Source organism: Paenibacillus nasutitermitis (assembly GCF_014641075.1).
Taxonomy (GTDB): Bacteria; Bacillota; Bacilli; order Paenibacillales; family Paenibacillaceae; genus Paenibacillus_Z; species Paenibacillus_Z nasutitermitis.
In genome coordinates this window covers 620,869-642,447 of the sequence record NZ_BMHP01000002.1, presented here as the reverse complement: position 1 = coordinate 642,447, position 21,579 = coordinate 620,869, and the positions used below count along the sequence as shown (strand labels likewise).

Here is a 21,579-nt window from a genome sequence, read left to right as displayed (position 1 = left end):
TTTGAACGCGAAGTATATAGAAGATAGAAGGAAACGAAAGTAGTGCAAAACAATCTATTAACCGGCCTTTTGAAGGCGAGGAGGACTTAAAATATGAGTTTGTCTACTGCCGAACCCCTGATAGAGCAGCTGGTTGCCATCCGCCGTCAGCTTCATGAGAATCCGGAAGTGTCCGGCGAGGAATTCCAGACAACCGCTGCGATTCATGAGTGGCTGACGGAAGCTGGTATCCGGCTCGCAGACTACCCGCTCCATACGGGAGTCGTCGCGGAAGTCGGCGGTTTGTACGGCGGGCCGGTCGTGGCTGTCCGGGCGGATATCGACGCGCTGCCAATTCAGGAAGAGACCGGGCTGCCGTTCGCTTCCCGCATTCCTGGACGGATGCATGCCTGCGGACATGATTTTCATACGGCTTCCATTATCGGTACGGTGCTGCTGCTCAAGAGCAGGGAGCAGGAGCTGAAAGGAACGGTTCGATTCCTGTTCCAGCCTGCCGAAGAGAAAGCAAAAGGCGCGAGGCAGGTCATCGCCAGCGGAGCTCTTCAGGGCGTGCAAGCCGTGTTCGGGATGCATAATAAACCGGATTTGCCGGTAGGTACGATCGGCATCAAAGGGGGCCCCATCATGGCGGCCGCCGATGGCTTCGAAGTCGCTGTGGAGGGACTCGGCACACATGCGGCTGTTCCCGAAGCCGGCCTTGATCCCATTGTTACCGCCGCGCATATAATTACGGCGCTGCAAAGTGTCGTCAGCCGCAATGTAAGCGCATTGGAAAGCGCCGTTATAAGCGTGACCCGGCTGCACAGCGGAACGGCCTGGAATGTGATCGCCGACCGCGCTATCTTCGATGGCACGATACGCACCTTCGATGAAGAGGTCCGCAGGAAGGTGCTGGAGCGTTTCGAGCAGGTTGTGCACGGAGTCGCTGCCGCCTTTGGGACCAAAGCCAGGATCAACTGGATCGACGGCCCGCCGCCAGTTCTTAATGATCAGAGGTGGGCGGATCAGGCGGCACTGGCAGCGGAATCGCTCGGGCTGAAGGTGGTTGAGCCCCAGCCGTCGCCCGCAGGCGAGGATTTCGCCTTTTATATGAAGGAAGTGCCTGGCGTGTTTGTATTTATGGGAACATCGGGACCGCAGGAATGGCATCATCCGGCATTTGATGTGGATGAAGCAGCTTTGCCGATTGCAGCTTCGTTTTTTGCGGAGCTGGCCGAAAGAGCCATTAACCAGTTGACGGAGCAGGAGGAGTCACCATGAAACCATCGTATGACGCCATTGTGGTCGGAGCCGGCTCCATGGGGATGAGCGCGGGTTATGAGCTTGCCAGCCGTGGGCTCCACACGCTCCTTATCGATGCGTTCGATCCTCCGCATAACCAGGGGAGCCACCACGGGGAGCCGCGTTTGATCCGACATGCCTACCACGGGGGAGCGGCTTATGTATCTCTAGCGCTTCGTGCCGACGAACGCTGGCTGGAGCTTGAGAGAATGACCGGGGAGAAACTGCTGGAGCGCTCGGGCGTGCTGAACATGTCGGATCCCGCCATTTATTCCTACGATGTCCGTCTCCATGATGCGCTCACGCATAGCGTTGTTATTGAGCGGTTAGATGCTGGTGAAATCCGGGAACGCTGGCCCGGGGTGCAGCTGGCTGACGGCTATGAAGGTTTGTATGAGCCTAATGCCGGCTATCTCTACAGCGAGAAATGCGTAGCCGCTTATAGACGCGCAGCACTGGAGGCCGGGGCGGTGCTGTTGACGAATACGTTCGTGACGGATATTGTTCCGGATGCCGGAGGAGTCACGGTCCATACGAAGCAGGGCAGCTTTACTGCGGGCAAGGTGCTGATCAGCGCCGGAGCCTGGTTCAAGTCGCTGAAACCGTTCGTCTCGCTGCCGATCCGTCCAATCCGCAAAGTGGTGGGATGGTTCGAAACGGAGGGGACTGGATTTGATGCCGGGAAATTCCCAGGCTTTACACTGGGGACCCGGGACGGCGGTTATTACGGGTTTCCAAGCATAGACGGCAAGGGACTCAAAATCGGCAGACATGATACCGGTGTGGAATGGCAGCCCGGCGAGGAATTGGCCCCATTCGGATTCTATCCGGAGGATGAAGGCGATTTGCGCAGGGTGCTCTCATCGGTCATGCCGGGAGCGGCGGGGCGGCTGCTCAGCGGTGCGGTATGCAAATATGAGATGACCCCGGACGAGGATTTCATTATTGATACGCACCCTGTTCACCGGAATGTGCTGCTGGCCGGCGGCTTCTCCGGACATGGCTTTAAATTTGCCAGCGTTGTCGGAGAAATTGCCGCGGATTTGCTTGAACGCGGTGTAACCAGACACGACATCGGCTTGTTCTCATTATCCCGGTTCGCATCCGTCTATCAAGGATGAACCGGACACCTGCCAGGAGGAGGGGTTAGAATGACACAACCAACCATCAATATAGAATCTTACTTGGATACCTATGAACAATTAAAGCAGGCTGTAGCCGGACTAACGGAGCAGCAGCTGACCGAGAATGAAGGTCCGGGCAAATGGAGCGTTACCGAGGTGCTTGCCCATCTCGTGGATCATAATATTGTGGTTTCCTTCCGGATTCGTGAAATCCTGTCAGGCTCCGAGGTCCGCTTGCCAGCCTTCAATCAGGATAACTGGGTTGCCGGCCAGGCGGCGAATGCGGGCCGAGCGGCGGATATACTGGAGGTATTCCGGTCGCTGCTTGTCTATAACAGCCTTCTGTTCCACCGCTTGTCTGCGAAGGAATGGGAGAAGATGGGTCTGAATGCCAAAGGAGATCCCGTGAAATTATCGACCAGCATTCAATCCTTCATCCATCATGTAGATACGCATATTGCCCAGATCGAGCGGATCAAGGACGTGGTGGCGGCACCGCCGGCAGCTGCGGGGACACGTGAACAGGTTTAATGCGGGAGAATGCAGATACGGAAAATCGATAACTGGAAAGCAGGTGAACAGAATGACAACGGGGTCCATTATTATCCGGGCTGCCAAAGAATCGGATGCGGAAGCGATTACAGCTGTTCTGGTGGATGCATACAGCCAATATGAACAGACACTCCCCAAGGAACGCTGGGAAGAATATAAGGAAAGCATAATCGCTTCAGTGAGCGGGGCGCAAACAAAAAAGCGGCTTGTTGCGGAGCTTGGGAGGGAGATCATCGGAAGTGTGTTTCTGTTCGATTCTTCCGAGTCTGCATACGGGAGCAGCGATCTGGATATCCAAAATCCCGTCATCCGGCTGCTCGCGGTTTCCCGCAAAGCGCGGGGCCTGGGCGTAGCGACGGAGCTTCTCCGGGCAAGTGTCCGGGAATGCCATGCGTGGGGGGCGCAAACCGTTCATTTGCATACTTCCGACATGATGGATGCCGCAGTCCGATTATATGAACATCTGGGCTTTGAACGGGCGTTTGATAAAGATATTATGAATGGCAATCTGCTGGTGAAGAGTTATCGGCTGCAATTGGGAGGGAGCACTTTATTAACCTGAAAGAAACCCGATTATTAAGGAGGAGAAGGGAAATGTCAAATCGCAAGCAAATCAAATTCGGTGCTTTGATCCATGGCGTAGGCGGCAATGTATCCGTATGGCGGCATCCTGAGGTTCCGGTGGATGCCAGCGTGAATTTTGAGTTCTACAAGCTGCAGGCACAGACGGCGGAAGCGGGGAAATTCGATCTGGTTTTTATCGCGGACGGCCTTTATATCAATGAGAAATCCATCCCTCATTTTCTGAACCGTTTCGAGCCGATTACCATTTTGTCCGCGCTTGCCGCGGCCACTTCGCATATCGGTCTCGTAGGAACCTTATCCTCCTCTTACAGCGAACCGTTCACGGTTGCCCGGCAGTTCGGTTCCCTGGACCAGATCAGCAGCGGCCGGGCCGGCTGGAATGTAGTAACCTCGCCTCTGGAAGGCTCCGCCAAAAATTACGGCAAAGCCGAGCACCCGAGCCATGATGAACGCTACCGGATTGCGGAGGAATTTCTCCAGGTCGCACAGGGGCTCTGGGATTCCTGGGAGGACGATGCTTTCATCCGGGATAAGGAATCCGGAGTATTCTTCGATCCTGACAAACTGCATACGCTCAACCATAAAGGTGCATATTTCTCTGTACAGGGACCATTGAATATCGCAAGATCCAAACAAGGTCAGCCGGTGATCTTCCAGGCCGGATCCTCCGAAAGCGGCAAGAAACTTGCAGGCAAAGTGGCAGATGCAGTATTCACCGGCCACGAGAACATTAAGGAAGCCAAGCAGTTTTATAAGGAAATCAAGGACAACGCGATTGCCAGTGGCCGCTCTGCGGATGATGTCGTCATTCTTCCGGGCATTGGGCCGATCATTGGAGCGACGGAGGAAGAAGCCGAGCGCAAATATGAGGAAATTGCAGGACTTGTCAGCATCGATAGTGCGCTCAATTATTTGGGACGGTTCTTCGAGCACCATGATTTTTCCCAATATCCGCTTGACGAACCATTCCCGGATGTTGGCGAATTGGGCAAAAACAGCTTCCGCAGCGGAACGGATAAAATCAAAAAACAAGCCAAAGAACAAAATCTTACTCTGCGCCAGGTAGCGCTGCGATCGGCAACGCCGCGCGGCGAATTCATCGGTACGCCCCGAAAGATAGCCGACTTGATCCAGCAATGGAATGAGGAAGAGGCAGCGGACGGGTTTATTATCCACACGCCTCTTCCAAGCGGCCTGAAGGATTTCGTAGAGCAGGTCGTGCCGATTCTGCAGGAGCGCGGATTGTACCGCACCGAATACGAAGCGGATACGCTGCGAGGCAATTTAGGCATTCCGTTTCCGGCCAACCGCTATACGACTGCAAAGAATACCGCTGCTGTGAATGGCTGATGGCAGCGGGGCTGGAAACGGCATCCGGATGGCTCGAAGAGAGGTTGCTGATCGGCTTGTACGAACTGGATCCCTTCTGATCCGCGCGAAGCACTTACGATATAATATGAACGGCACCGCATAGACTTCTATGCGGTTTTTTATAATGTAAGAAAGTATAAGCTCTAACCTGTAGATTGCTTTTATGTTCAGGGGAAGAAACCTCCTTCATGTTGTGATATACTGTTTATTGAATATACAGTTTCTTGTGGGATCCTCTTCAACAGGTATTCCACAGTCTGAAGAGTTATGGGGGATTTGAAATCATGGATAAGGACAAAGATATGGAGCACGAAGATTTTAAGAATTTACCCCGTGGCATAGCGCTTAGCTGGGGACTGGTCAAACGTCCGCAGCGGGGGCCAAAGGGCGAACTGAGCATCGCCCAGATCATCGAGGCTGCAATCGCGATTGCAGACAAGGACGGACTGGCAGCTGTCTCCATGAGCAGGGTTGCAGCCTCTCTGGGATTTACCGCCATGTCCCTTTACCGCTACATATCCAGCAAGGATGATTTGCTCCTGCTTATGCAGGATGCAGTCTGTAATATCCCTATCCCCCCAGAGGAGCAGCGGAATTATTGGCGCGAAGAAATGCGTGCGTATGTCCGGGTAACCATTCATGTTTTCCAGGAACATCCCTGGTATGGTGACATCCCGATCTACGGCGCTCCAGTCACTCCAAACAACCTTAAGATTGTTGATTGGGGACTGAGATCGATGCGTAAACTCCCGTTTAATGATTATGAGAAAATGTCCATCGTCCTGCTGCTAAGCAGCTACGCCCGTTCATGCGGTATCATTCAAAGGGATATGGCGCGGGCCGTACGGACAGGCGGCAGTCCTTCTGCATTCAGCGGTCTGGACTACAGTGCAGAGCTTAAGCAGCTGGTTCAGCCGGACCACTTTCCGTATCTCAGTCCGGTTGTACAATCAGGAGCTTATACCGACGAGATTGAGAATGAAAATACCGTTGGAAATGATTTCGATTTTGGGTTGGAACGGATTCTGGATGGCATTGAACATTACCTTGCCGCCAAAATGCCCGTAGCTCAGATGCCAAGTGACATCGAGAAGAAATAAAATTTCACAACAAAAAAATGGCGTTACAGGTTGTTCAACCTGTGCGCCATTTTTCGTTTTTGCTGGAGTGTTGGTTCCGTGGTGTGTGAGAAGGCGAAAGCCGCTCGACCTTCAAGCTTGATTTTGCCAAAGTTATCGGCGTCCCGCTTTTTTGCGAAATGCCCACAGGCCCCATAGAATGGACACACAAAGAATGAGCAAACACCATCCTATTGCCCACCATGCACGGTCATCAATCGGCGTTCCCGTGAGCAATCCGCGTATCGTTTCGATTATCGGCGTCATCGGCTGATTGTTGGCAACGCCGCGCAGCCATGCCGGCATCGTGTCAATGGGAACGAAAGCGCTGGACAGATAGGGAAGGAACAGCAGCAAGAATCCATATCCACTGGCAGCTGTCGGGCTACCTGCAACAAGTCCGATGGCTGCGAACAGCCATGTGAAAGTGAGGATAAACAGAGTAATGACAATCACTGCTCCGATCCATTCGACGACGTTAGCCGTTGGCCGGAATCCAACCAGCAATGCAACTCCGAAGACCACGCCCGTTGCAAACAGATTGCGTGCCAAACTTGCAACGACATGCCCGGTCACAACGCTCAGACTTTGGATGGGCATCGTTTGAAACCGGTCAATAATGCCGTTAGTCATGTCATTGGCGACGTCTACAGCTGTACTCGACGATCCGAATCCGGCACATAACAAAATGATGCCCGGAACAACGTAATTGACATAATCTCCGCTGGAATCAATTGCGCCGCCAAACACATAAGTGAACAGCAGCATGAGCATTATGGGAAGCATAATAGCCATCACTAATGCTTCTGTGTTCCGCAAACTATGACGGAAGCTCCGTCCAATGAAGACGGCATTCGTAACGACGAATGATGCTTTTTGGGTAGGTCTGGTATGTGTTGTCATAAAGGAGTTCCTTCCATTTCCTTGGTTGTCAGAGCAAGAAACACATCGTCCATGCTGGGCCTGCGGACGCTAACCCGCGCATCCTGCGGGAGGGTACGGGAAAGCTCATTCAAGGCTTGACTAACGTCATGGATACTGCCGCTGGTCGGGATCGTTACAATTAATTCGTCCTTTGCATTGTGAAGCTCAAGCACCTCACCGCCAACATGCGACTTCAGCTCCTTGGCGGTTCCAATCGCGACGAGATGTCCTTTGTTGATCACGGCAATCCTGTCCGCCAGTTGATCGGCTTCTTCTAAATACTGAGTTGTGAGAAAAATGGTAATGCCTTGTTCTTTAAGCTGAAGGATGATATCCCACAAGGCGCGCCGGCTGGTTGTATCAAGTCCTGTTGTTGGTTCGTCCAAGAACATCACGGGCCTGATGACTGCAAGGCTGATGGCGAGATCAAGCCGCCTGCGCATCCCGCCTGAATACGTCTTGACCCGCTTGCGGGAGGCCGAAACAAGGTCGAATTGCGTCAGCAGCTCGCTGGTTCGGGTGCGAGACTCTGCAGCGGTAAGGCCGGAAAGCCTGCAGATCATGTGGATATTCTCTTCACCGGTCAACACCTCATCCACTGCGGCGAATTGTCCCGTCAGGCTGATAGATTGTTTAACCTCTTCCCTGGAGGTTCTGACATCGTGACCGGCTACCCGTACGGAGCCTCCATCGGGGACCACCAGCGTTGACAGAATATTAATCAGAGTGGTTTTTCCTGCTCCGTTCGGGCCAAGCAGGGCAAATACGGTTCCTGCCGGCACGGCAAGGTCGATCCAGTCAAGCACAACCTGGTCACCGAAACTTTTTCGCAAGCCCGCAATTTCAATAGCAAATGCAGTCATGATATTATTCCTCCTTCTGGAAAATCACTAAATGTGTATGTAATAAACAGTATATGATGTATACAATAAAAATACAACTTTATTTTTTAGTTCAATGTGCAAGAGGAGGGTGAGAGACCCATTCTCGCCACTTGGCATGCTTGACGAGAGCGTGGCGGGGAAGCTACAATAAACTCAAGTTCATACTGTGACGGAAGAATCGGAGACATTCACATAGACACTCCCTGCGCCTTGCGCGCGGGGGGAGGGTTTTATGTGTTTTTTTGTTGATTTTTTCCAAAGCTCGAACAACCAGGCTTGGGGGACGGTGACGTATGCCTTTTCAACAACAGCTCATTCTGCCTGCAGCCAGAAGCATGAAGGATTTCGAGAAATTGCTGCAGCTCCCGTATGGTTATATCGTCCTGCTGGATAGTCACATCAGTCAGTTGCAATCGCTCGTTCAACTGGCCAGAACCAACGGCAAACAGGTACTTATTCATGCGGATTTAATCGAGGGTCTCAAAAATGACGAATACGCGGCCGAATTTCTCTGCCAGGTGATCCAGCCTGCAGGCATTATGTCGACCCGTGCCGGAGTGATCACCAAAACCAAGCAGAACAAGCTGTTGGCTATACAGCGCCTGTTCCTGCTGGATTCGGGCGCGCTTCAGAAAAACTATGCGCTGCTCAGACGCACACAGCCCGATTATATTGAAGTGCTTCCCGGCATCATGCCGGATATTATTACCGAGGTGCATCGGGAGTCGGGCATTCCGATACTTGCCGGCGGTTTCATCCGGACCGCGGAGGATGTTGAGAGAGCGCTTTCGGCGGGAGCGACTGCAGTAACGACAAGCAATACCGCTTTGTGGAAGCATTTTATGAAATAAAGCGTGCGGGGAAAGGATGCAGATCAGATGGAAAATACATTATATGCAGCTGATACTTATATATTGGCACTGGATCAGGGGACCACAAGCACAAGAGCCATTTTATTCGATAAACAGGGCGAAATGAAAGCGATATCCCAGCAGGAATTTACGCAGCATTTTCCCCGGCTGGGTTGGGTGGAGCATGATGCGCAGGAGATTTGGGAATCGGTTCTGTCAGTGCTGCGACGTGTTATCGAAGAGAATGAAATCAGGCCGCAACAGATTGCCGGGATCGGAATTTGCAACCAACGGGAAACGACCGTGATTTGGGACAAGCAGACAGGGGTTCCGATCTATTCAGCGGTTGTCTGGCAATCGCGCCAGAGCTCAGCTATTTGCGAGCAACTGAAGGCGGATGGTTATGAACGGCTGATCCGTGATAAAACGGGCTTGATGGTGGACGCCTATTTCTCGGCAACGAAAATCAAATGGATACTGGATCATATTGAGGGCTCGCGTGCCAGGGCAGAGGCCGGTGAGCTGCTGTTCGGGACGATTGATACATGGCTGATCTGGAAGCTGACCGGCGGTGCCGTGCATGTGACGGATTATACCAATGCGGCGCGTACGATGCTCTACAACATTCATGAGCTGAAATGGGATGAGGAGCTGCTGGCGATTCTTGATATACCGCCTGCCCTATTGCCGCAGGTGAAGGCTTCATCGGAGCTGTACGGGCACACAACGGATGAGCTTTTTGCCGGTCATGCGGTTCCCATCGCCGCTGCTGCCGGAGATCAGCAGGCTTCTCTGTTCGGGCAAGCCTGCTTCGAGAAAGGGATGGCCAAAAACACATACGGCACCGGCTGCTTTATGCTGATGAATACCGGAAGCGAAGCGGTGCCTTCGGAGCATGGGCTGCTGACGACAATTGCCTGGGGCATTGGCGGGAAAGTGGAATACGCGTTGGAGGGGAGCACCTTTGTAGCCGGCTCGGCGGTGCAGTGGCTGCGCGACGAGCTTCAGTTGATCGGCTCCGCCCAGGAAAGCGAACAGGTTGCGATGCAAGCGGATTCTACGGATGGGGTGTATGTGGTGCCCGCATTCGTAGGGCTGGGTACGCCTTATTGGGATAATGAGGTCCGCGGCGCCGTATTCGGATTGACCCGGGGAACAAGCAAAGCGCAGCTGGTGCGTGCAACGCTTGAGGCTATCGCTTACCAGGCCAAGGATGTGTTCAAGGTGATGGAGCAGGAAGCCGGGTTATCATTCGCCAGCTTCCGCGTCGATGGCGGAGGCTCGCGGAATAATCTGCTGATGCAGTTTCAGAGCGATCTGCTCGGAATCGCCGTCGAGCGACCGACGGTAAGCGAGACCACGGCGCGGGGGGCGGCTTTCCTTGCTGGCCTTGCTGTGGGATTCTGGAGCTCCAAAGAAGAACTTGCCGGTCTTTGGAAACGGGATGCGCGGTTTGAGAGTGAAATGGATCAAACGGCTCGCGAATCCAAATATGAGGGCTGGGGCCGTGCGGTCCGGGCAGCTCAGGCTTTCAAATAATTGAAAGTTGTGATACGATAAAAACAAGTTAATATAGGGTCGGAGATATGGAGAAGCCGTGATAACCTGTCGCTTTTTGGCGATATGGGTTTGTCGCGGCTTCTTTTTTTAACTCACAGGGAATGGGAGAGACATCATATGACAGCGAATTTTTCCGTAGTTGACCGTAAGGATATCATCAATGAATTAGAGGGGACGAATTGGGATCTCCTGGTTATCGGAGGCGGAATAACGGGAGCGGGCATTCTGCTGGATGCCCGCAAACGCGGTATGCGGGCGGCACTGGTGGAGATGCAGGATTTTGCCTCTGGAACCTCGAGCCGCTCGACCAAGCTGGTACACGGCGGTCTTCGTTATTTGAAACAGCTGGAGATCGGCGTTGTAGCGGAGGTTGGGAAAGAAAGAGCGATTGTTTATGAGAATGCGCCTCATGTCACCACGCCGGAGTGGATGGTGCTGCCTATTTACAAAGGGGGAACTTTCGGCTGGTTTTCCACCTCTATGGGCCTTCGTCTGTATGATTGGCTGGCTGGGGTCAAACGCGGCGAGCGTCGTCGTATGCTCGGCAAAGGTGAAACATTGAAGCGCCTGCCATTGTTGAAACAGGAGGGACTGAAGGGTAGCGGCTATTATGTCGAGTACCGCACGGATGATGCCCGCCTAACGCTTGAAGTGATGAAGAAGGCGGTGGAGGAAGGGGCGAAGGCGGTCAATTACGTAAAGGTTGAACGCTTTCGATATGAGAAAGGGCAGCTCGTCGGCGTGGAAGTAAGCGACCAGTTAACGGGACGGCAAGCCGTTATTCATGCCGCTCAAATCGTCAACGCCGCCGGTCCCTGGGTCGACAAGCTGCGCGAGAAGGATGGCTCGCGCAAAGGAAAGACGCTTCATCTGACCAAAGGCGTCCATCTTGTCTTCGATCAATCCCGCCTGCCCCTGCATCAGGCCGTCTATTTCGATACTCCCGACAAGCGGATGGTATTTGCGATCCCCCGTGAGGGCAAAACCTATGTCGGTACTACAGATACGACCTATACCGGCAATTATGAGCATCCAAGGATGACCAAAGATGACAGGGACTACCTGCTGAAGGCGGTCAATGCCCTCTTTCCATCCCTCCGCGTAACGGCAGAAGATGTGGAATCCAGCTGGGCGGGCCTGCGGCCCCTGATTCATCAGGAGGGGAAGGATCCTTCGGAAATTTCCCGTAAGGATGAGATTTTCCGCTCTCCCTCCGGTCTTCTTTCTATAGCCGGAGGCAAGCTGACCGGATACCGTAAAATGGCTGAAGCGGTCGTGAACCGGGCGGCAGAAGAGCTGACGCGTCAACAGGGCAAGGCCTTTTCCCCCAGCCAAACGATGCATACGGCACTTTCGGGAGGAGATGTCGGCGGATCTCGGGGGTTTGACGAGTTTGTCGCCGCTCATACCTCGAGGGGAATCAAGCTCGGCCTTTCACCGGAAGCTGCGGAGAAACTTGCCCGGTTCTACGGCTCTAACGTCGGGAAGGTGCATCAGCTGATAGTGGACAGGAAACAGGAGCATATTGAATCCGGTCTGCCTCTGGAGCTGTTCGCAGCCTTGGAATATGCAATGAGCGATGAGATGGCTGTGACACCGATGGACTTCTGGATCCGCCGAAGCGGATCGCTGTTCTTCCATATCTCGCAGGTGCGCCTTTGGAAGGAAGCGGTCCAGAACTGGATGGGCAAGCGGTTAAACTGGACAGATATCGAGGCTAAGGCATATGGAGCAGAGCTGGACCGGCTGCTGGCCGGGGCGGTGGAACCCGCAAGCGCGGATGCGGACCGATCCTGAACGCGCAAGCTGACCGTTCGCTGTGAGCTTGATTAGGAATCAGGAACGGGCACGAAAGAACCAATCTTCAGGCATGCATGGCCAAAGAGGATTGGTTTTTTTGTGGATATTCGTGGTTCCGGTCTTTCAACATAAATAATGGTCTCTATAAATGGAAGACGCCGATCGCGATCCCGCCATAAGCGAACGCCCCGACAATGACAAGCGCGGGATGAACTTTTTTGCGCTGCATGAGCCAAAAGGCTGCTGCCGCGATAATCAGGGCTTGCCAGACCCCGATCTGAGAAAAGGAGGAGGAAGCGATCTGCCAGGTCAGAGTGACCATCATGATCGCGATCACAGGCTGTACCAGCAGAGTGATCCCTTTAACCGCATTGGATGTACGGAAACGCTGAAGCAGCTGGAGAAGCAAAATAAGCGCGATTGCCGAAGGCAGGACGGTTGCGGCCAACGCGATAAACAGCCCTATCCAGCCCGCAGCCGCAAAGCCGACATAAGCGGCAATCTTGGTTGCGATGGGCCCTGGCAGAGCATTGCCAAGCGCCAGCATGTTGGAAAACTGCGAGTCGCTCAGCCAACCGTAATGATTGACGATTTCCTCGTACATCAGGGGGATCGAAGCTGGGCCGCCTCCGTAGCCCAACAGATTGGAAATCAGAAATCCCATAAAGAGTCGAATCCATTCTAACCCGTCCATTAGTCGCATCCTTTATTGTATGACATAGAAGTCCTTGCTTCCGCCTCGCCTTATTCGCTCCTCCGTTTCTTCCTCTTCCTCCTCAGAAAGCTTGCGAAACGTATATGAAAGATACCATAAGCAATGAAAAGAGCGATGACAATGGCAGGATGAATAGACAACACATTCATCAGCAGGAAAGAGACAAGGAAGAAGAACAATCCTGCTGCAAGGCCAAGCCCCCTGACGGCCCGTTCGGCAAATTCATAAGCCATGATCCCCAGCATTACGGCTATAACCGGCGTAACCGCCCCGATCATTCCAGCGATAATGGCCGAACCGCTTAGCCAGCGGACAAGAGATATAAGCGCCACCATGGCAAGCGACGTAGGCAGAATATGCGCCAGCAGCGCCACGAACGCACCGGTGCTTTTACGCATACGGTATCCCAGGTATGCGGCCATTTTCGTGGCGATGGGACCCGGGAGAGCATTGGCGAGCGCCAGAATTTCACCGAACTCGTTCTGGTCCAGCCATTTGTATTTGGTAACCGCCTCATATTGAATAAGCGGGATGACAGACGGGCCGCCGCCGTATCCCAGGATGCCGGTTTTGAACATGGCCCAGGATAAATCCCGATATTCCTGTTTGCCGCTCTTGCTGCCTTGATCGGGAGGCGTATCGGCATGCTGATTTTGCTCTGCCATCATTTACAGCCTCATCCCCATGCGGCTTTTATAGCGGTTGATCAAGAGCTGACAGTCTACGCTCATAATTCCAGGAAGCTTGTATAGCACTTCTTTCATGAACAGCTCCATCTCCTGATTGTTCCTGAACAGACCATGCATATGAAGTTTGCTCGGCCCCGTCATATGATAAAGGCTTGTTACGGCAGGCTCTTCGGATAGAGCGTTTGCAGCTTCATGGAGATATTTGGGCTCCACCTCGACATTGAAGAAAGCCGACACAAGAATGCCGATTTTCTCCGGATTGATGACTGCCGTGAACCGCTCAATCACCCCGTCCTCCATGAGAGCGTTAATTCTGGATTGCACCGCTACCCGGGAGAGTCCGATATCCTTCGCCAAATCCGTGTAAGATATCCTCCCGTTGTGATTGAGCGCTTGAATAATCTTGCGGTCGATCTCATCGATTTGAACCACTGATTCTCCGGTCAATGGAGAGTTGTTCATGGATAGCGCTCCTTTCCTTACTGAATTTCAACTCAAAACGAGGTTGAAAGCGTCGTCCTTTTTTTACACATTGTTCGAATATTGGACATTTTTATTGCCATATGTTCAAATATACATGGATTAACCTTCGTTATCAATCATAATTCAGATAAATTCTAACCTATTGTCAATGGAGGCGTCGGATTAGAGGTGTGATGCGATGCGACATAGGAAGCTAATCGATTGGGGAATCTCGAAGAATATGGGTGGCATTTATAATTGCTTTGTTGCGGAAGCCTTGTTTAATCGCCGATTTGTACGGGATTTGGAGCTTCAAGCAGGATCGATAGAGGTTGTGAAGAAGGTATATCATTAAGAATTGGGCATATTTGTGATTTTAATTATTGTTAGTAGCGACATATCAACTTATAGCGAGGTGCCAATCAATGAGACAACGACATTCGTTTATCCCCACTCTGCGTGAAATTCCGGCTGATGCCGAAGCCATCAGCCATCAATTGATGGTTAAGGCGGGATTTATCAGGCAGCTTGCTGCGGGCGTTTATTCGCTACTGCCGCTTGGCCGAAGGGCGCTGCGCAAGGTTGAAACGATCGTGCGCGAGGAAATGGAGCGGGTGCAGGGGCAGGAGCTGCTGCTTCCTGCGCTTCAGCCAGCCGATTTATGGCAGGAATCGGGAAGATATGAGGTATACGGACCTGAATTAGTCCGTCTGCATGACCGCGCGGGCAGAGAGTTCGTGCTGGGTCCGACCCATGAAGAAGTGATAACGGCACTCGTCAAACAGGAAATAAATTCCTATAAGCGGCTTCCTCTGCTGCTATACCAGATCCAGACAAAGTTCCGGGATGAGCGCCGGCCCCGGTTCGGCCTTCTGCGGTGCCGGGAGTTTGTCATGAAGGATGCCTATTCCTTCGATACTGATTGGGAAGGGCTTGCGCGGAACTACGAGGCGGTATATCAGGCTTATCATCGGATTTTTGAACGCTGCGGTTTGAATTTCAGAGCTGTGGAGGCCGATGCGGGTTCCATCGGCGGCGAAGGGGGTACCCATGAGTTTATGGCTCTGGCCGAATCCGGGGAGGATGTGATTGTGTCCTGCCGTTCCTGCAGCTACGCCGCCAATCTGGAGAAAGCGGAATTCCAGAAGCGGGATGGCCAAGATAACGGAGAAACAAGCACCGGAAGTCCCGAAAAATTTCATACCCCGGGGATCAAAACGATTGAGCAGCTCGCGGCATTTACGGGTACGGAGCCGTCCGGAATGATCAAGACATTGCTCTATCTGGCGGATGGTCGCCCTGCCGCCGTAGTTGTGAAGGGAAATCATGAAGCCAACGAAACGAAGATTAAACAATGGCTGGGGGCGGAAACACTGGAGCTCGCCGATCCTGCAGTTGTTCAGGCTGTAACAGGATCCATGCCGGGGTATGCGGGCCCTGCGGGTTTGGCAAGTCCCGTACTGCTACTGGTAGACCGGGATGTGGCGGAAATGGACCATGCGGTGGCCGGAGCGAATGAAACGGATTACCATCTGCGGCAGCTTCGGCCGGGAAGGGATTTTTCACTTGAACATGTCGGTGATTTCCGCAATGCCCAGGAGGGGGATCATTGTCCCCACTGCTCTGGCGAGCTTATATTGGAGAGGGGCATCGAGCTTGGGCATGTCTTTAAGCTGGGGACCAAATACAGTGAAGCCTGCGGCGCCCGTTTTCTGGATGCGAATGGCAAAGAACAGTTTTTTATTATGGGCTGTTACGGGATAGGAGTTTCGCGGCTGCTGGCAGCAATCGTCGAGCAGCATCATGATCAGAACGGGATGATCTGGCCTGTCGAAACCGCCCCGTTTCACGTTCATCTGATTATTGTCTCCCTTCAGGATGAGGGGCAGCTCACGGTTGCGGAACGGATGTACAGGCTTCTGAAAGAAGCAGGAGCCGATGTGCTGTACGATGACCGGGATGAGAGAATGGGAGTGAAACTGAAGGATGCGGACCTGATTGGGCTTCCTGTCCGGATTGTGGTTGGCAAAGGAATCGCTCAGGGTATAGTGGAATATAAAGAACGCCAGGGCGAGGTTCTGCTGCTCGAGCCCGATGAGGCTATACGCCGCATCCATGAGTTGGCAGCTGCCGGTTCTTTGAATGAGACAGAATAAGGGTGTGAGGCATATGTGGAAAATAGCTCTGTTATCTTTGCTGCTATTGACAGGCTGTATGAATAGCGGCGAGAAGCCGGCAGGTACGGCTTCCGAACCTTCGCCGGGAATAACGGCGGAACCTGATCATTCCGGACCCGATGCTGCCGGGAAGAATAGCCCGGGAAAAGAAGCTCCGGACAATTCCGATCAAACGCCTGAAGTAGATCAGCCCCGGCTGCTGGATATCGCAAAGCTGCCCCATACCTTTGCTTTCTCCGACGAGTCGGGTACACGGCTCCTCGGCTATCCGGCCGAAAAGCCGGATTCCATGGAGACGGTCAAGCAGTTGAATTATGCGATAGGGGATAACGGGAACGTTGTTGCTGTCCGGTTCCTCAACGAGCAAAAGTACGACGACCAGGACAGCGGCCGCCAAACCGCAAGAAACTTTGACCATACAGCAGGAATGCTCTTTGAAATCACAGACGGTAAGGCCGTTCCGAACGAATCCTATTATCTGGTCAATGACAAGGACTTTCCGCTGGACGCATTAGCGGCCATTCAACCTGCGGAAGATTATCCGGCAATGGATGACGCCCTTGCAGACAAAGCAGCAAAGCAGTCCGGACATCAGGTGGAGCTTGCCGCAAAGCTGGCCGATATCGGCGGGGACAAGGAATTTTATTTTATAAAATTCAAACGCGAAGGCGATCAGGCGCTGGCAAGTTTGGTGCTGAAAGACGGAGATACACTGGCTTTCAAGGATTTTCCCGCAGAGTATAACGAGTCCTCCACCTGGCGGGTGGACGACGGAGGTGAAATTTCGCCTCACGTTTTCAGTCTGATGTTCGCGGCAGAATCCGCAAACGGCACCGTTCTGGGGGTCAAGTGGCTGGGTTTTGAGGGCGAGAATCAAATGCTGTTCATGGAAGACGGTCAAACGCTAAAGGAGCTGGATATCAGCGGAGGCCGCTATATGTCCCCGGAATAAAACCGTCCAATACGTCAGCATCAGGTATTTCATGGGAAGAGGAGAGTGCTTCGAATGATTATCGGCTTTCATCACGCTCAAATTACGATTCCTCAGGGACAGGAGGAAAAGGCCAGAGCTTTTTATTGCGGGGTTCTGCGCCTGAAAGAAATTCCCAAGCCGGAATCACTGGCAGGCAGAGGAGGATTTTGGCTGGAAGTCGGCGGTCTTTCCCTGCATGTCGGAACGGAGGATGGTGTCGACAGGTCCCTCACCAAAGCGCATCTGGCTTTTGAAACGGCTGATTTAAAGCTTGTTGAAGCCCTTCTGATCGAACAGGGGGTCGAAATATTGGAGGGGCTGCCTATCCCAGGCTATGAGCGTTTCGAATTCCGGGATCCTTTCGGCAATCGAACGGAATGTATTCAGCGTATCAGCTGAACATGATTTCGTTAAACGATCCGTTAAGATGGAAATAATGGTAAACAAGGAGATGAAGCCCGAATGAAATATGAAGGAAAGGTCGTAATGGTAACAGGTGCGTCGGGTGGGATAGGAAGAGAACTGTCCAAAGCTTACGCGGAAGCGGGGGCACAGGTCGTGTTAACGGACCTGGAGAATGAAAGAGGACCTGTTCTTGCCCGCAGGCTGACACAGGGCGGGGCAGTGGCGGAGTTTATCGCAGCCGATTTGAGCAGGCCCGAGCAGATCGCGGATCTGTTCGCAAAGGCCGCGGAGTCGTTCGGGAAGATCGATATTCTGATCAATAATGCCGGGTTTGGCATCTGGAAATCGCCTTATGAGTTGTCTATAGACGAATGGGACAATGTTATGAATGTCAATCTGCGCGGAACGTTCCTTTGTTCCCGTGAGGCTGCGAAGTCCATGAAAGCGGGCGGGGGAGGACGGATCGTCAATATCGCTTCTACCCGTGCGGCCATGTCTGAACCTAACAGCGAGGCTTATGCGGCAACGAAGGCGGGAATTGTCGGTATCACTCATGCGCTTGCTGTTTCATTGGGGCCTGATCATATTACCGTCAATTGTATCAGTCCGGGATGGATCGAGACCGGCGACTATGATGAGCTGCGGCCGGTCGATCATGAGCAGCATCCCGCGGGCCGTGTCGGTTATCCCCGCGATATCGTTCGCGCCTGCATGTATTTGACGGACGGGGATAATGATTTTGTGACGGGAATGAATTTGACAGTGGACGGCGGGATGACGCGCAAAATGATCTATGAGCATTAACGGGTCAAGCTGGTTTCAGGATTCCTTGCGCAGTTTTGCGTCCAGGAAGAATGTTCCGAAAGGGATAAAAGCGGACAGAAAAGCGATCACAACGAAGATGAATGACCATTTTTTTACAATCCAGGCATGAAGCAGCGCAAGCAAAAACAAGGTGAACAGCAGCCCGTGCACCGCCCCCACAATGGTTACGGCGGAGGGGAGGTTGGCCCAGTATTTGAGGGGCATAGCAATGAGCAGCAGGACAAGATAGGAAACGCCTTCAACATTCCCGATCCATCTTAATCTTCCAATTACGGTTTTGAGCATAGCAGGAATGACCTCCATAGATATTTTCAAAGGATGCTTCTGGTTGGTTATACGAACAACTATAGCAGAAGGTCTCTTTCTTTGGACGATCATTTTGTGTTATTTCAAAGGACAATTCCGGTGGCTTGTTAAAAAAGAACCGTGGCGGGACATTCGCAAAGCCTGTTCCCTCACGGTATCATTTTTTTTAGTTATGATCTATTGTCGATCCATAAGCGTCGCAGTCCTTGTTTTTGCATCCCGGTCCTGGTATTCGATTGTTCCATCTGAATGCGGAACGTCAATAATACGGCTTTCCGATTGCCTGGTTCGCACTTTCTCAGGATGCGCTTTTGAAAGCATAGCCAATCCGGCAGCATGAGCAGTAAAGCCACCGCCTCCGGCCAAGGTTAATGCAGCAACAAAAGATAGAATCATCATCGATTTTTTGGTTTTCTTAATACTCATCAAGCCTGAAAGTCTTTTTTTCATAACTCTCTTAGGGTTAATGAAGTTGCTGGTACAAACGACGCTGCGCTGCATAACCCCATACTCCAGCATGGATAAAAGCGTTTCGCCGTATAGCCTTCGGCTTTCATCATCCATCCCCTTAACAACGGCTTCATCACAAGACAGCTCGCAAAGGGCATTCATCTGTCTGATCATCGAATAGACTGACGGATTAAACCAGTGAGCGGCATTTGCTAGGAGCAGGAGAACCTTAATAAGCAGATCGCCGCGCTTCAAATGTACGAGTTCGTGCGACATGATCATTGCAAGCTCTTTTTTCCCTAAGCGGGTATCCGGCAGCACAAGAATGGGGTTCCACAGCCCCATAACCATTGGCGATGCGGCATTGGGGCTTACGATTGCTTTTACAGGGAATTGAACCGTATTGTATATCCGGCTGTCCTTCAGGATGGAGCGTTTAAATGAACGGTACATCCTCATATTCCAGGCAATAAAAATAATGGCGCCAACAGCCCAAATAACGATGGCGCACAGCGCATATGATTTTATATTTTCAAGACGCAGAAGATACTGAATCCCTTGATTGACAAACGATGACAGGCCTGCCACTTCTTTCGATGGCATGACATACAGCTCGGAAATCGTCCCTGGTGTCCAGCGTATACCTGTACCCGTATCTGGAATAACTGAACGCAGAGGCTCACCAAGCCTATTGATGATAACGGTACCGCCAAGAAGAAAACATACAGGAATAAGGCGGGTATAATAATGCCAGTTCTGTGAAAACACCTTATTTGTGACGGGCTTTATCAGGTTTTGCACCATCCAAATGAGAGTACCGACGAATGACGAAATGAGAAGAGACTGGAAGACGGTGATCGCGATCATTTCTTTCCTTCCTCGCGACCAAACCATTCCTTTAACTCCGCTATGTCATCTTTGCTAAGCTGGGAGTCATCAACCAGAGAGGCAATTAAATTTTTCACTTTCCCATTGTATAAGCGGCTTAGAAAGGTTTGTGTTTCCTGCTTCTTGTAATCATGCAAGGTCAATACAGGATGATAGTAATTCACCTTGCCGCGTATAGATTTGGTCAGAAATCCTTTTTCAATCAGCCGCTTCAGTATGGTCGATAACGTTGAGGTTTTCCAGTCTTTCCTGCTGAATATATCCAAAAGTCGGGCAACCGTTACTGGTGCTGCTAATCCCCATATTACCTGCATAACTTCAATCTCTGTTTCAGAAAGTCTTCCTAATTTCCCCATAGTGAACACCTCTGGTTTTTATCTGCGACAACTTGTCGTTGATTACAATACGACAACTTGTCGCAATTGTCAATCCACATCATAAAGTGATCCATTCTAATTAATGGACCACCCCGTGAGAAATTATTCGTAATCAATCAGTCATCCCGCTTCTGGCGGTCGATCGCCTCGGCCATGGTGCGGTCTGTCAGATGGGCGTAGATTTGGGTCGTTTCCGGCGAAGCGTGGCCGAGCTGTTCCTGTGTCTTGTACAGATCATTACGCAAATAATAATCGGTTGCAAAAGAATGACGCAGCTTATGCACGGATAGATAAGGCTTGCCGAACCGCTTGGCATATTTGATGACCATTTCCTGGATCGCCCGTTTGGTCATGCGGGAACCTTCATGTTTGCCGTTGGCGATGGCCAGAAACAGTGCCTTCTCACGTTTGGGCGCTTTGTATTGCGAGTCGCGCTGGGCGAGATATAGCTGCAGATTGTACATCGCTTCCTGGCGGAAATAGACAGGCGTCTTGAAGGTGTCGTCATTTTTCCCTTTCCTGAATACATACAGCAGCTTCTTCTTCAAATCGAGATCATCGACATTCATGTTCACAATCTCCGATACGCGCAGCCCGGAATTGAGGATCAGACTGACAATGCAGGTGTCCCGGATCCTGTTGAGCATGTAGGAATACATCGCTTGTTTGTTGGCTGAGGCATCGGTCCCGTAATCCTCGTTAATATAGCGGATAAACTCGTCAATTTCCTGCTCCTGCAGCAGCTTGCCTTCGAGCTTGGCGGCGGTGTCCTTGGGCTTATGGGCCCGTTTGATCGACACCTTGGCCATCACATTGCGCTTTAGCAGCGGATAAAACTGGTCATCCTCCGCAATCTGGCTTAAATAATGGAAGAGGGAGCGCAGGGAGGAAAGCTTGCGGGAAATGGTTGTTTTGCTATTGTTATTCTCCTGGCGCGTAGCCAGAAACATCTTGAACTGGTCGATGCTGTCCATGTGCAGCTTCTCCAGCTCCTCCAGCTGGACATCACGCAGGTCCGGACCTGCGGCCAGACCCTCCGCCAGCATCCAGGACAGGAAAGCTTCATAGTCCCTGACATATTCGAGCAATGAAGAAGGGGACAGATCAGGCAATTTATAATTTATGAATTTCTCAATATACCATGGCATGGAAGGTGTCCTGCGGTCGAGCTCCTGCCGGTCTTTCAGCTTGATCACGTTCATCTTCGGACTCACCCCGATTTTCTTTCAATCTCTTATCCATGATGCATGATGCATGATGCT

General features: G+C 52.0%; 22 protein-coding genes. 13 read left to right on the top strand and 9 right to left on the bottom strand.

What is annotated here, in order from left to right:
- The first annotated feature begins 93 nt into the window (after window positions 1-93).
- From IEY46_RS12965 to IEY46_RS12940, 6 genes are all read left to right on the top strand, one after another.
- On the top strand, window positions 94-1,260 hold the full coding sequence (locus IEY46_RS12965) for an amidohydrolase (RefSeq protein WP_188992422.1): 1,167 nt from the start codon (window positions 94-96) through the stop codon (window positions 1,258-1,260).
- Window positions 1,257-2,402 (top strand): N-methyl-L-tryptophan oxidase, encoded by a 1,146-nt coding sequence (gene solA / locus IEY46_RS12960; protein ID WP_188992421.1) that lies wholly within the window; start codon window positions 1,257-1,259, stop codon window positions 2,400-2,402. The genes IEY46_RS12965 and solA overlap by 4 nt, the downstream gene beginning before the upstream one ends.
- A gap of 30 nt (window positions 2,403-2,432) precedes the next feature.
- Complete coding sequence (locus IEY46_RS12955; protein WP_188992420.1) at window positions 2,433-2,936, top strand: DinB family protein; 504 nt, start codon at window positions 2,433-2,435, stop codon at window positions 2,934-2,936.
- 52 nt (window positions 2,937-2,988) lie between these two features.
- Window positions 2,989-3,519, top strand: coding sequence for a GNAT family N-acetyltransferase (locus tag IEY46_RS12950; protein ID WP_188992419.1), 531 nt, complete (start codon window positions 2,989-2,991; stop codon window positions 3,517-3,519).
- Window positions 3,520-3,551: 32 nt separating this feature from the next.
- A complete protein-coding gene (locus IEY46_RS12945; protein WP_188992418.1) occupies window positions 3,552-4,892 on the top strand; it encodes an LLM class flavin-dependent oxidoreductase in 1,341 nt (446 codons plus the stop codon).
- A 305-nt stretch (window positions 4,893-5,197) separates the two neighbouring features.
- Window positions 5,198-6,013: a TetR/AcrR family transcriptional regulator gene (locus IEY46_RS12940; RefSeq protein ID WP_229750276.1), complete on the top strand. Its 816-nt coding sequence runs from the start codon at window positions 5,198-5,200 to the stop codon at window positions 6,011-6,013.
- Between the two features lie 132 nt (window positions 6,014-6,145).
- Here IEY46_RS12940 and IEY46_RS12935 read toward each other — a convergent pair whose 3' ends face one another.
- Complete coding sequence (locus IEY46_RS12935) at window positions 6,146-6,934, bottom strand: ABC transporter permease (RefSeq protein ID WP_188992417.1); 789 nt, start codon at window positions 6,932-6,934, stop codon at window positions 6,146-6,148.
- Entirely contained in the window at window positions 6,931-7,818 is an 888-nt protein-coding gene (locus tag IEY46_RS12930) for an ATP-binding cassette domain-containing protein (protein ID WP_188992416.1), read from the bottom strand. The genes IEY46_RS12935 and IEY46_RS12930 overlap by 4 nt, the downstream gene beginning before the upstream one ends.
- A gap of 314 nt (window positions 7,819-8,132) precedes the next feature.
- Here IEY46_RS12930 and IEY46_RS12925 point away from each other — a divergent pair, with 314 nt between their 5' ends.
- The 3 genes from IEY46_RS12925 (at window position 8,133) to IEY46_RS12915 (ending at window position 12,047) form a co-directional block, all read left to right on the top strand.
- The gene (locus tag IEY46_RS12925) at window positions 8,133-8,690 is read left to right on the top strand and encodes a glycerol-3-phosphate responsive antiterminator (RefSeq protein WP_188992415.1); all 558 of its coding nucleotides are present in this window, start codon (window positions 8,133-8,135) and stop codon (window positions 8,688-8,690) included.
- Between the two features lie 27 nt (window positions 8,691-8,717).
- Window positions 8,718-10,229, top strand: coding sequence for a glycerol kinase GlpK (gene glpK / locus IEY46_RS12920; protein ID WP_188992414.1), 1,512 nt, complete (start codon window positions 8,718-8,720; stop codon window positions 10,227-10,229).
- 138 nt (window positions 10,230-10,367) lie between these two features.
- Complete coding sequence (locus IEY46_RS12915) at window positions 10,368-12,047, top strand: glycerol-3-phosphate dehydrogenase/oxidase (RefSeq protein WP_188992413.1); 1,680 nt, start codon at window positions 10,368-10,370, stop codon at window positions 12,045-12,047.
- 145 nt (window positions 12,048-12,192) lie between these two features.
- Here the strand turns inward: IEY46_RS12915 and chrA are convergent, their stop codons facing one another.
- From chrA to chrS, 3 genes are all read right to left on the bottom strand, one after another.
- On the bottom strand, window positions 12,193-12,744 hold the full coding sequence (gene chrA, locus IEY46_RS12910) for a chromate efflux transporter ChrA (protein ID WP_188992412.1): 552 nt from the start codon (window positions 12,742-12,744) through the stop codon (window positions 12,193-12,195).
- A gap of 50 nt (window positions 12,745-12,794) precedes the next feature.
- Complete coding sequence (gene chrB / locus IEY46_RS12905) at window positions 12,795-13,343, bottom strand: chromate efflux transporter ChrB (protein WP_229750380.1); 549 nt, start codon at window positions 13,341-13,343, stop codon at window positions 12,795-12,797.
- A gap of 90 nt (window positions 13,344-13,433) precedes the next feature.
- Entirely contained in the window at window positions 13,434-13,916 is a 483-nt protein-coding gene (chrS, locus tag IEY46_RS12900) for a chromate efflux transcriptional regulator ChrS (RefSeq protein ID WP_188992410.1), read from the bottom strand.
- A 425-nt stretch (window positions 13,917-14,341) separates the two neighbouring features.
- Here chrS and IEY46_RS12895 point away from each other — a divergent pair, with 425 nt between their 5' ends.
- From IEY46_RS12895 to IEY46_RS12880, 4 genes are all read left to right on the top strand, one after another.
- Window positions 14,342-16,072 carry a proline--tRNA ligase gene (locus IEY46_RS12895; RefSeq protein WP_188992409.1) on the top strand — a complete coding sequence of 577 codons (1,731 nt, stop codon included), beginning with the start codon at window positions 14,342-14,344 and terminating at the stop codon, window positions 16,070-16,072.
- A gap of 13 nt (window positions 16,073-16,085) precedes the next feature.
- Window positions 16,086-17,045 carry a hypothetical protein gene (locus tag IEY46_RS12890; protein WP_188992408.1) on the top strand — a complete coding sequence of 320 codons (960 nt, stop codon included), beginning with the start codon at window positions 16,086-16,088 and terminating at the stop codon, window positions 17,043-17,045.
- Window positions 17,046-17,099: 54 nt separating this feature from the next.
- Entirely contained in the window at window positions 17,100-17,465 is a 366-nt protein-coding gene (locus tag IEY46_RS12885) for a VOC family protein (protein ID WP_188992407.1), read from the top strand.
- A 63-nt stretch (window positions 17,466-17,528) separates the two neighbouring features.
- Window positions 17,529-18,275 carry an SDR family NAD(P)-dependent oxidoreductase gene (locus IEY46_RS12880; protein WP_188992406.1) on the top strand — a complete coding sequence of 249 codons (747 nt, stop codon included), beginning with the start codon at window positions 17,529-17,531 and terminating at the stop codon, window positions 18,273-18,275.
- A 15-nt stretch (window positions 18,276-18,290) separates the two neighbouring features.
- On the opposite strand, the gene IEY46_RS12875 is transcribed toward IEY46_RS12880, so the two are convergent.
- From IEY46_RS12875 to xerS, 4 genes are all read right to left on the bottom strand, one after another.
- Window positions 18,291-18,581 (bottom strand): DUF3817 domain-containing protein, encoded by a 291-nt coding sequence (locus IEY46_RS12875; protein ID WP_188992405.1) that lies wholly within the window; start codon window positions 18,579-18,581, stop codon window positions 18,291-18,293.
- Between the two features lie 198 nt (window positions 18,582-18,779).
- On the bottom strand, window positions 18,780-19,919 hold the full coding sequence (locus IEY46_RS12870) for a M56 family metallopeptidase (protein ID WP_188992404.1): 1,140 nt from the start codon (window positions 19,917-19,919) through the stop codon (window positions 18,780-18,782).
- Window positions 19,916-20,296 (bottom strand): BlaI/MecI/CopY family transcriptional regulator, encoded by a 381-nt coding sequence (locus IEY46_RS12865; RefSeq protein WP_188992403.1) that lies wholly within the window; start codon window positions 20,294-20,296, stop codon window positions 19,916-19,918. The genes IEY46_RS12870 and IEY46_RS12865 overlap by 4 nt, the downstream gene beginning before the upstream one ends.
- Window positions 20,297-20,433: 137 nt before the next feature.
- Window positions 20,434-21,519: a tyrosine recombinase XerS gene (gene xerS / locus IEY46_RS12860; protein WP_188992402.1), complete on the bottom strand. Its 1,086-nt coding sequence runs from the start codon at window positions 21,517-21,519 to the stop codon at window positions 20,434-20,436.
- Window positions 21,520-21,579: the final 60 nt, after the last annotated feature.

Excerpts from the sequence above, each read along its gene's own strand:
- IEY46_RS12965 (WP_188992422.1), top strand. The coding sequence starts at position 94 with ATGAGTTTGTCTACTGCCGAACCCCTGATAGAGCAGCTGGTTGCCATC.
- solA (WP_188992421.1), top strand. The coding sequence starts at position 1,257 with ATGAAACCATCGTATGACGCCATTGTGGTCGGAGCCGGCTCCATGGGG.
- IEY46_RS12955 (WP_188992420.1), top strand. The coding sequence starts at position 2,433 with ATGACACAACCAACCATCAATATAGAATCTTACTTGGATACCTATGAA.
- IEY46_RS12950 (WP_188992419.1), top strand. The coding sequence starts at position 2,989 with ATGACAACGGGGTCCATTATTATCCGGGCTGCCAAAGAATCGGATGCG.
- IEY46_RS12945 (WP_188992418.1), top strand. The coding sequence starts at position 3,552 with ATGTCAAATCGCAAGCAAATCAAATTCGGTGCTTTGATCCATGGCGTA.
- IEY46_RS12940 (WP_229750276.1), top strand. The coding sequence starts at position 5,198 with ATGGATAAGGACAAAGATATGGAGCACGAAGATTTTAAGAATTTACCC.
- IEY46_RS12935 (WP_188992417.1), bottom strand. The coding sequence starts at position 6,934 with ATGACAACACATACCAGACCTACCCAAAAAGCATCATTCGTCGTTACG.
- IEY46_RS12930 (WP_188992416.1), bottom strand. The coding sequence starts at position 7,818 with ATGACTGCATTTGCTATTGAAATTGCGGGCTTGCGAAAAAGTTTCGGT.
- IEY46_RS12925 (WP_188992415.1), top strand. The coding sequence starts at position 8,133 with ATGCCTTTTCAACAACAGCTCATTCTGCCTGCAGCCAGAAGCATGAAG.
- glpK (WP_188992414.1), top strand. The coding sequence starts at position 8,718 with ATGGAAAATACATTATATGCAGCTGATACTTATATATTGGCACTGGAT.
- IEY46_RS12915 (WP_188992413.1), top strand. The coding sequence starts at position 10,368 with ATGACAGCGAATTTTTCCGTAGTTGACCGTAAGGATATCATCAATGAA.
- chrA (WP_188992412.1), bottom strand. The coding sequence starts at position 12,744 with ATGGACGGGTTAGAATGGATTCGACTCTTTATGGGATTTCTGATTTCC.
- chrB (WP_229750380.1), bottom strand. The coding sequence starts at position 13,343 with ATGTTCAAAACCGGCATCCTGGGATACGGCGGCGGCCCGTCTGTCATC.
- chrS (WP_188992410.1), bottom strand. The coding sequence starts at position 13,916 with ATGAACAACTCTCCATTGACCGGAGAATCAGTGGTTCAAATCGATGAG.
- IEY46_RS12895 (WP_188992409.1), top strand. The coding sequence starts at position 14,342 with ATGAGACAACGACATTCGTTTATCCCCACTCTGCGTGAAATTCCGGCT.
- IEY46_RS12890 (WP_188992408.1), top strand. The coding sequence starts at position 16,086 with ATGTGGAAAATAGCTCTGTTATCTTTGCTGCTATTGACAGGCTGTATG.
- IEY46_RS12885 (WP_188992407.1), top strand. The coding sequence starts at position 17,100 with ATGATTATCGGCTTTCATCACGCTCAAATTACGATTCCTCAGGGACAG.
- IEY46_RS12880 (WP_188992406.1), top strand. The coding sequence starts at position 17,529 with ATGAAATATGAAGGAAAGGTCGTAATGGTAACAGGTGCGTCGGGTGGG.
- IEY46_RS12875 (WP_188992405.1), bottom strand. The coding sequence starts at position 18,581 with ATGCTCAAAACCGTAATTGGAAGATTAAGATGGATCGGGAATGTTGAA.
- IEY46_RS12870 (WP_188992404.1), bottom strand. The coding sequence starts at position 19,919 with ATGATCGCGATCACCGTCTTCCAGTCTCTTCTCATTTCGTCATTCGTC.
- IEY46_RS12865 (WP_188992403.1), bottom strand. The coding sequence starts at position 20,296 with ATGGGGAAATTAGGAAGACTTTCTGAAACAGAGATTGAAGTTATGCAG.
- xerS (WP_188992402.1), bottom strand. The coding sequence starts at position 21,519 with ATGAACGTGATCAAGCTGAAAGACCGGCAGGAGCTCGACCGCAGGACA.